This window comes from Heyndrickxia sporothermodurans (genome assembly GCF_003055045.1).
Taxonomy (GTDB): Bacteria; Bacillota; Bacilli; order Bacillales; family Bacillaceae_C; genus Heyndrickxia; species Heyndrickxia sporothermodurans.
The window spans coordinates 55960-65778 of sequence record NZ_NAZB01000042.1 but is presented as its reverse complement, the minus strand read 5'-3'; the positions used below and the strand labels follow the sequence as shown (position 1 = coordinate 65778).

Below are 9819 nucleotides of genomic sequence, written 5' to 3'. Positions count from 1 at the left end.
AAATTCGGGGGTTAATCCGAGTCTAAACAAGATGATTCTGAACCTAATAAGCAAGGAAAAGAACGTTATGGTGTTGTTATAAACTATGGCGGTAAATATGCTACTACTGTACCTATTCTGCCAATAAGTTCACATAATGGTAAAACGGAAAGAGAAGGCTATGTGTTACGTGATGATGAAGTTCGAGTTCCAAGAGGTATTAATTATAAGAAAAGGAATGGTGTTAAAGAATTAATTGGAGTCATTAAAACAGAAAGAATTGAACACTTTGAGCAAGATGAAATATCTGCCCCATTGACTAAAATTCCTTTAAGAACAAAGCTAGATATTATTTCACAATAAATACAACAGAATTACAAACGATGATTCAAGTTGCTCAAAGTAATAAAGTTGTTTTAATGGAAGCATTAAAATCAACATTACTTCCTAATTTTCAAAGTGTTTACAGTAATTTACATAAAATAGGAAAAATATGTCGATATTTTGCAAGTTATTGTCAATACTCCTCTCGTTATGATGCTTATAAGCAAGGAACTATATTAAATGCATTCAATCCTTTATTTTCAAATGGTTCTATAATGGATATTGGTATTTATTGTATTTATCCAATGGTTGTATTATTTGGCGTACCATCTAGTGTCCAAGCCAATGCGTTGATGCTTGACTCGGGAATAGACGGAGAAGGAAGTCTATTGCTGAAGTATAAAGATATGGATGCAGTAATTATGTATTCAAAAATAACAGATTCGAATATTCCTTCTGAAATTCAAGGCGAAAATGGAAACATTATTATAGATAATATCAATCAACCACAAAAAGTAGAAATTCGTTATCGAGATGGACGAGTAGAAGATATTTCCTACCCACAATCTAACAACACAATGTATTATGAAACCAAAGAATTTATTAATTTAATTAAGGCTGGTCAGTTAGAATCAAGTATCAATTCGCACAATCATTCAATGATAACTATGAGAATTATAGAAGAAGCGCGGAAACAGATGGGTCTTGAATTTCCGGCGGATAGGATAAATAAATAGTACGAGTAATCCCTTCAGTTTAAACTAAAGGGATTTTTTTATTAATAATCAAGGTCTACTCCTAAAAGTTATTTTCAATTTTCTGAGTCTCATTTGTTTCATTATCTGGTACTTTTCCCAAGTTATTGATAAGTGATTGTTAGAATAATCATGCAGCTCTATAATTGCTCTAGAGATAGCGCTTTCTTATAAAAACTAAAAAGGAGTTGATTCATTATGATGCAGAAATTGCAGCGATTTGGTGGAGCCATGTTTATTCCAGTAATGATTATGCCGGCTATGGGATTGTTACTAGGTCTCAGTAACACTTTATTAAATGAGCAAATGGTCGGAAGTATTGCTGCTAAAGGTACCATTTGGTATGCATTTTGGAAATTAATTTTTGATGGGAGTTACGTTGTATTTCAAAATATTCCCCTTTTATTTGTTATCGGTTTACCTATTGGTTTAGCAAAGAAATCAAAGAGCAGGGCTGCATTGGAAGCTTTCGTTATTTATATGTTTTTTAATGTATTTATCAACTCATTACTATCTACATCTGGTTCAACTTTTGGGGTGGATTTCTCTAAGGATGTAGGCGGATATAGCGGATTAGCAAGTATAGCAGGTATTAAAACGCTTGATACGAGTATGGTTGGTGCATTAATTATTGCAGGAATTACTATCTGGCTTCATGAACGCTTTTATGATAAAAAATTGCCAGACCTTTTAGCAATTTTCCAAGGAAGTGCCTTGGTCACGATAGTAGGATTCTTAGTTATGATACCAGTAGCACTTTTAACTTGTCTTGTCTGGCCACATATTCAAGAATGGATTTTTTCACTTCAAGGGCTATTAAAAACATCTGGAGCTATAGGTGTAGGGCTTTACAGTTTTCTAGAAAGAATTCTGATTCCAACTGGTTTACACCATTTTATCTGGCAGCCCTTTGCTTATGGACCAGCTGCAGTAAATGGGGGACTTCTAGCTTATTGGTTTTCTCATGTAGCAGAGTTTGCAAATTCGACTAAATCAATGACAGAGTTGTTTCCTCAGGGTGGTTTTACCTTGTTTGGGAATTCCAAAGTATTTGGATGCTTGGGCATAGCAATTGCACTTATCATTACAAGTAGACCAGAGAAAAGAAAACAAACAATTGGATTAATTTTACCTGTTGCATTTACTGCAGTAATTACAGGGATAACAGAACCAATAGAGTTTACATTCTTGTTTATTGCTCCTTATTTATTTTTAATTCATGCTATTTTGGCTGGTTTAATGACTGCAATTATGTATGCCTTTGGTGTTTCAGGTAACTTTATATACGGCTTACTTGATTTCTCAATCACTTGGGCAAGTACATGGCAAAATCACTGGGCAACTTGGCTGCTTCAAATAGGTATTGGTTTAGGATTTACCGTTATCTATGTTGTTTTATTTAGATATCTAATTATTAAGTTTAATATTTTGACGCCAGGCAGGGAGTCTGATGATGTAGAAAGCAAGTTATTTACGAAAGCAGATTACAAAGAGAAGAAATTAGGAAATACAGGTGGAAGCAGTTCTTTTGAACAATTAGCTGAATACTTTTTAGCAGATTTAGGTGGCGCTGCAAATATTCAAGATATTACAAACTGTGCAACGAGATTACGTGTTACAGTAAAAGATCCTGAAAAACTAGAAAGTGAACAAGTTTTTAGAAAACATGGAGCACATGGCTTAGTTCGAAATAAACAAGCGATCCAAGTAATAGTTGGACTATCAGTTGGTCAAGTTCGAGATAAAATGGAAGAAAAGATTAAAAGTGTTCGAAAGTAAAATAGGATGTAAGAAGGTTAAAGAAATCTCCCAATGAGTGAAACCTTTCCCATCATCTTTCCAAACTATTACGATGAAGGAAAAATCGCAGTATACTAACCTTAAAGAAATATTTATACACTAAGACATAACAACAATAAGGAAAGAGGGACTAAAAATGAAAAAAAATTCTGTAGTAATTGCTGGTGGGGGAAGTACTTATACAGCTGGAATTGTAATGATGTTAATTGAAAATCAAGATAAATTTCCATTACGGAAATTAAAATTTTACGATAATAATAAAGAACGTCAAGATATCGTTGCGAAAGCATGTGAAATTATCATTAAGGAACGTGCTCCTAAAATTGAATTCATAGCAACAACAGATCCCGAGGAAGCTTTTACAGATGTTGATTTCGTAATGGCACATATTCGTGTCGGTGGTCTAAAAATGCGTGAACTAGATGAAAAAATTCCATTAAAATATGGGGCCGTTGGTCAAGAAACATGTGGACCTGGCGGCATGGCCTATGGTATGCGTTCAATTCCAGGAGTAATTGAATTAATTGATTATATGGAAAAGTATTCACCGAATGCTTGGATGTTAAACTACTCTAACCCAGCTTCGATTGTTGCAGAGGCAACACGTATCTTACGTCCTAACTCGAAAATCATTAATATTTGTGATATGCCAGTTGCCATTAAAAAATCAATGGCTGACATTTTAGGGTTGGAATCTGAGAATGATATTATTGAACGGTATTATGGACTAAACCATTTTGGTTGGTGGACTGAGCTTTATGATAAAGAAGGCAATGACTTAATGCCAAGATTGAAAGAACATGTAAAACAATGGGGTTATGGGGCTAAAAATGATGGGATTAATAATCCACTGCTAGCGGAATCCAGCTGGATGGATACATTTACTAAAGCTAAGGACGTATACGCTGTTGACCCGGATACACTACCAAATACGTATTTAAAATATTATTTATTCCCTGACTATGTAGTACAACATTCAAACCCAGAACATACACGGGCAAACGAAGTGATGGATCATCGTGAAAAGAATGTTTTTGCCGAATGTATACGAATTGCCGAAGCTGGCACCGCTGAAGGAACAAGTATTGAAGCCGGGGAACACGCGGAATTCATCGTTCGATTGGCAGGAGCGCTTGCATACAACACATATGAAAGAATGCTATTAATTGTTCCTAATAATGGGGCGATTGCAAACGTTGAACCAACTGCAATGGTTGAGATTCCATGTTTAGTAAGTAAAGCAGGTGTGGAACCACTATCTATTGGGACGATTCCTCAATTCCAAAAGGGATTGATTGAACAACAAGTATCAGTAGAAAAGTTAGTCGTTCAAGCTTATTTAGAAAAATCATATCAAAAACTTTGGCAGGCGCTAACATTGTCAAAGACAGTACCAAGTGCGAGTGTTGCAAAAGCAATTTTAGATGACCTTATCGAGGCAAACAAGGATTTTTGGCCGGAACTTTCTTAAGGAAAAAGGGTTTGCTAAACTAGTAGCGGGTATGAGGTGTTTTCATACCCTGTTGCCTGGTAATTAAGTTAGGAGGATCTCCTTGTGAATCTTGAAGAGTTAATTAATAAAAATTATGAGTATTTGAGTGATACTGATTTTACTATTGCTAAGTACGTTCTTGCTAATAAAGATAAAATTGGGAACATGGGTATTAATCAGTTAGCTAAAAATAGTTTAGCATCCAAATCATCTGTATTAAGATTTGCTCAAAAATTAGGTTTTAGTGGATATAGTGAATTTAAAAACTTTGTAAAATGGGAAAATGCCAGCCCAAATAAGGAACTTAAACCAAATGAATTGTTTGAACAAGTTCTTTATGATGTCAATAAAACGTTAGACTATTTAAATAGTGTGGACTTTGAACCTATTTATAAAGCAATTGATACTAGCGAAAATATTTATGTCATTTCAACAGGAATAGCCCAGAAAAATCAAGCTGCAGAACTGCAACGACTATTCCTACTTATTGGCAAACCCGTTCAAATTATTCCTGCAATGGCCCACGCAAATGAATATAGGCTTATAATTGAAAAGTTAACTTCTAAAGATTTAATTATTTTGTTTTCGCTATCCGGTGAAAATCCAAACTTACAAGGGTTACCTGATATTCCTGCAGTTAAGGGTGCAAAAATGATTTCCCTTACCAATTTTAAAAGTAATTGGTTGTCAGGACATGCTGATTTTAATTTATATGCTTCCAGTACGATGAATCCTATTCCGAAAAATTGGTGGGTACGATCTGCCTCTTCCTTTTTTATTGTGGTAGAAGCATTGGCATTTGGATATTTAGATTATATAAATAGTAAAAGATAGACATTGAGGTGTGAAATGATGTTTTTTAAGAAGAGTAAAAAAGAAAAAAATATATTCATCCATAGCCCTTTAAAGGGCGAGGTTATTCCATTAGGAAGTGTTCCAGATCCCGTTTTTTCCCAGAAAATGATGGGCGAAGGGCTAGCCTTTATTCCAACTAACGGCGAAGTTTTTTCTCCTGTAAATGGGAAGGTTACACAAGTGTTTCCTACTAAACATGCAATTGGAATGGTAACGGAAGATGGCCTTGAAATGCTATTACATTTAGGACTTGAAACAGTTGAATTAAAAGGTGAAGGATTTAATATCAAAATTAATGCTGGAGATATAGTTAGTGTTAATGACCACATTGGTACTTTTGATCTTTCCTATATTGAGGAGAAGGGAAAAGAAATTATTTCAGTCCTTGTTTTCCCGAATTTTGAAGAAAAAATCTCTGAAATGATTCCGTTAAAGTCAGATGAAGTTGAAAGTGGAACGGAAATTGCTCAATTGATTTTTAAATAACTCAAATTTCATACTTGAAAATCGATTTGTGATGGGGCTCTCAAAAATTTAAGACCCAGCCAAATTCGTAGCTTGAACTGATTTTAAAAAGCGAAACGGCCTCCATTATTGGTAAGGAAGATTCTCATGCCATAGTTGTTATTTATTTTTGACAACCTAATTCTTAGATCAAAAAGTGAATTTATTAAGTAATAATTAGCCTGTATGATACTTCCTTCATTCAGGCTTTTATTACGTTCCTCGGTTTTACGGCGCTTTCCATTTAGAAAAACAGTGGCGCAAAACTAAAAATGAAAGATCTAAAATAAATTGTTCTGCAGCCTAGAAGTCTTGTCATTCAGGATACTTATTTGTTTTGTTCAAAAACTCATCAATTTCTGAACGCAGGGAAATTTAAATAGTTTTATAGCTTTCTATCTACTATATGTGTTCATAAACTCTGTAAAGAAATCTATGTTCAGATATTACCCCTAACATTAAGTTATGTTACGATAAAACAGAGAAATTTAAAAATAAGGGGAGAAATTAATGAAGGTAGGATATGCTCGTGTTTCAACAGGCATTCAAAATCTTGATTTACAATTGGATGCTCTTAAAGAACATGGTTGCGAAGAAATATTTACAGATAAAATTAGTGGCGCCAAAGATAAAAGACAAGGATTGGAAGAAGCCCTTCGATTTGTACGCTCTGGTGATACGATAGTAGTTTGGCGCTTAGATCGATTAGGGAGAAATATGCAGCATTTAATTAAAATTGTGAATGACCTTAATGACCGAGGTATTAGTTTCCACAGCTTGCAGGAAAACATTACGATGGACAAGGCTAGTGCAACAGGGCAGCTTATGTTTCATCTATTTGCGGCCTTTGCTGAGTTCGAACGTAATCTTATTCAAGAACGTTCAGCAGCTGGTCGTGCTGCTGCAAGAGCCAGAGGGCGTTTAGGAGGAAGACCGGAGAAGTTAGATAAAAAGGAATTAGAAATGTTGAAGACATTGGTAGCAAATGGGACACCCGTTACTGATATTGCTCAAATGTGGGGAGTTTCCCGAACAACTGTTTATCGATATTTAGAAAAGAAGTAAGTCTTTGCTTACGAAAGGATGGGGAGGAAATGGCATCAAGAGGGAAAGAATTACTTACAGCAGATCAAAGAGCAGAATTTGTAAAAATACCGGATGAAATGAGTAAACAAGAACTAGAAACCTATTATACTTTTTCGCAATTTGATATGGAAATTATAAAACGACACAGAAGAGATCATAATCGCTTAGGGTTTGCTGTCCAATTATGTGTATTGCGCTATCCAGGGTGGTCTCTCACAGATGTTGAACCTATACCAGACTATGTACTCCACTATATAGCAAAACAAATAAATGCTAATCCCGATTCATTTTCTTTATATGCCCAACGTGACCCAACCAAGCATGAACATATGGAAGAAATTCGACAGGTATATGGATACCAGAATTTTTCTGTAAGTACATATCGGGAGTTAGCTCAGTATCTTTTGAAACATGCACTTCAAAATGGCAATTCTATGTATCTACTTCGAACTGTTCAAGAAGAACTTAGGAATCGAAAAATAATCCTTCCTGGAATGACTACAATAGAGCGACTTGTGTGGGATACCCGTCGGAGAGCAGAGGAAAGGATTTTTAACTCTTTAACTGCTACTCTTTCACCGTGGCAAAGACACAAATTGGATAAACTTATAGATCCCTTTGCGGAAAGCAGGAAAACCCCATTGGCATGGTTGAGAGAACTTCCGGGTCAGTCATCACCGGATGCCTTTCTAAAAGTAATAGAGCGTTTAGAATATATTCGGGAGTTGAAACTTCCATTAAACATAAATGAAGTTCATCCTAATCGGTTACTACAATTATCTCGCATTGGGGCACGTTATGAACCCCATTCGTTTCGCAGATTTAAAGAAAATAAGAAATATACCATTCTTGTCGCATACCTAGTAACTCTAAGTCAGGATTTAATTGACCAAGCAATTGAAATTCATGATCGGCAAATGATGATTTTACAATCGAAAGGTCGTAAAACACAAGAGGAAATGCAAAAAGAAAATGGAAAAGCAGTTAACGAAAAAGTTGTTCATTTTGCAGATATTGGGGCTGCACTTATTCAAGCACGAGATGAAGGGCTTGATCCATTTAGGACCATTGAAAAGATAATGCCTTGGGATAAAATCGTTACTTCTGTTGAAGAAGCGAAAAAATTAGCTCGACCAATGGATTATGATTACCTTGATTTGCTAGAGAATCGATTTACTTATCTGAGAAAGTATACCCCTACTCTTTTGAAATCATTAGAATTTCATTCTACAAAAGCAGCAGAACCATTATTACGTGCATTAAAAACATTGAACGTGATGAATGAATCCGGAAAAAGAAAAGTACCAGATGGAGCTCCATTAGATTTCGTCCCAAAACGATGGCAAAAGCATGTATACGATGAGGAAGGAACAATTAATCGACATTATTATGAAATGGCTGCCCTTACGGAATTAAAAAATCATATTCGTTCAGGAGACGTATCTGTAGTCGGCAGTAGGCTTCATAAAGACTTTGAGGAGTACCTTGTTCCCAAAGATGAATGGACAACAACCAATCTTAAAGAAACTAGACTGGCAGTTCGTTCATCAGCAGAGGAATACCTTGAGGAAAGAAAGAAAGCTCTAGCTGAACGCCTTACATGGGTTTCAAATAACCTTGATAGTCTTGAAGGAATAAATATAGAAAAAGCAAAACTTAGAGTGGATCGTTTGGAAAAGAATACCCCAGAAGATGCACGAACTTTCAGTTTATCCTTATATAATATGCTTCCGAGAATTAAGCTTACTGATCTTTTAATGGAGGTAGCGCACTGGACAGGTTTTGACGAAATGTTAATACATGCTTCCACTAATCGCCCTCCAAATGGAGAAGAAAAGGTCATTTTGATGGCTGCGCTTATGGCAATGGGAACGAATATTGGATTGACTAAAATGGCAGATGCTACACCTGGAGTTACTTATCATCAGATGGCCAATGCCGCACAATGGAGATTATATGATGATGCTATAAATCGAGCACAGGCAACTTTGGTAAATTTTCAACACAAACTTGCTCTAGCTTCTTATTGGGGAGATGGCACCACATCTTCATCCGACGGAATGCGAGTACAGGTTGGTGTTTCATCGTTGCATGCCGAAGCAAATCCCCACTACGGCACAGGAAAAGGGGCAACCATTTATAGGTTTACAAGTGATCAATTTTCCTCGTTTTATACGAAAGTCATTAATACCAATGCAAGAGATGCTGTCCATGTCATCGATGGGTTGCTTCATCATGAAACAGAATTAAATATTGAAGAGCATTTCACAGACACGGCCGGCTATACAGATTCTGTATTCGGATTAAGTCATTTGTTAGGTTTTCGTTTTGCGCCAAGGCTTCGTGACTTAGCTGATTCCAAACTATACACAATTCAAAAGCCAAGTGATTTTCCTGACCTAGAAAAATTACTTCGTGGACGGATTAACACAAAGATTATTCAGGAAAACTTTGATGACGTGCTCCGTTTAGCCCATTCGATTCGAGAAGGAAAAGTGTCTGGTTCGCTTATTATGGGGAAATTGGGATCATATGCAAGGCAAAACAAGTTAGCTGCTGCATTACGAGAAATGGGAAGAATCGAAAAAACTATTTTTATTTTAGATTACATATCTAATGAAGCTCTACGTAGGCGTATTCAACGAGGATTGAATAAAGGAGAAGCTATGAATGGCTTGGCAAGATCATTATTCTTTGGAAAACGAGGGGAGTTACGGGAACGAGGACTGCAAGATCAACTTCAACGTGCAAGCGCTTTAAATATTATAATTAACGCTATTAGTGTATGGAACACCGTATATCTTACCGAAGCAACAAAATTGTTGAAGGAAAAAGGGGATTTTCAAGAAGATCTACTAAAACATATTTCGCCATTAGGATGGGAACATATCAATTTTCTTGGGGAATACACCTTTGATATGAAGAAAATAGCAAGCTTACATTCGCTGCGCCCTCTTATTCAATAAATAATAAGCCGAATTTTCTTAGCGTAGGAAAACTCGGCTTTATTTATGTCGAAATTTG

At 35.8% G+C, this 9819-nt stretch carries 7 protein-coding genes and 1 pseudogene; all 8 read left to right on the top strand.

All coding sequences use genetic code 11. The features are described from left to right. Positions 1–162: 162 nt before the first annotated feature. The 8 genes and pseudogenes from B5V89_RS15645 to B5V89_RS15610 all read left to right on the top strand — a co-directional run bounded on the left by B5V89_RS15645 (position 163) and on the right by B5V89_RS15610 (position 9761). Complete coding sequence (locus tag B5V89_RS15645; protein ID WP_108072859.1) at positions 163–342, top strand: hypothetical protein; 180 nt, start codon at positions 163–165, stop codon at positions 340–342. Beyond that, positions 342–1040 (top strand): annotated as a pseudogene (locus B5V89_RS15640) (Gfo/Idh/MocA family protein); the annotation flags it as partial. The gene B5V89_RS15645 and the pseudogene B5V89_RS15640, both read left to right, overlap by 1 nt. A 216-nt stretch (positions 1041–1256) precedes the next feature. Continuing rightward, entirely contained in the window at positions 1257–2837 is a 1581-nt protein-coding gene (locus B5V89_RS15635) for an alpha-glucoside-specific PTS transporter subunit IIBC (protein ID WP_061810983.1), read from the top strand. Between the two features lie 157 nt (positions 2838–2994). Then, on the top strand, positions 2995–4329 hold the full coding sequence (locus B5V89_RS15630; protein ID WP_061810984.1) for a 6-phospho-alpha-glucosidase: 1335 nt from the start codon (positions 2995–2997) through the stop codon (positions 4327–4329). Between the two features lie 84 nt (positions 4330–4413). Continuing rightward, positions 4414–5184, top strand: a complete 771-nt coding sequence (locus B5V89_RS15625; protein ID WP_108072857.1) for a MurR/RpiR family transcriptional regulator — start codon at positions 4414–4416, stop codon at positions 5182–5184. Positions 5185–5202: 18 nt separating this feature from the next. Further along, a complete protein-coding gene (locus B5V89_RS15620) occupies positions 5203–5691 on the top strand; it encodes a PTS sugar transporter subunit IIA (RefSeq protein ID WP_234943139.1) in 489 nt (162 codons plus the stop codon). 528 nt (positions 5692–6219) lie between these two features. Continuing rightward, the gene (locus B5V89_RS15615; protein ID WP_108072856.1) at positions 6220–6774 is read left to right on the top strand and encodes a recombinase family protein; all 555 of its coding nucleotides are present in this window, start codon (positions 6220–6222) and stop codon (positions 6772–6774) included. 29 nt (positions 6775–6803) lie between these two features. Further along, positions 6804–9761: a Tn3 family transposase gene (locus B5V89_RS15610; RefSeq protein WP_108072854.1), complete on the top strand. Its 2958-nt coding sequence runs from the start codon at positions 6804–6806 to the stop codon at positions 9759–9761. The last annotated feature ends 58 nt before the right edge of the window (positions 9762–9819 follow it).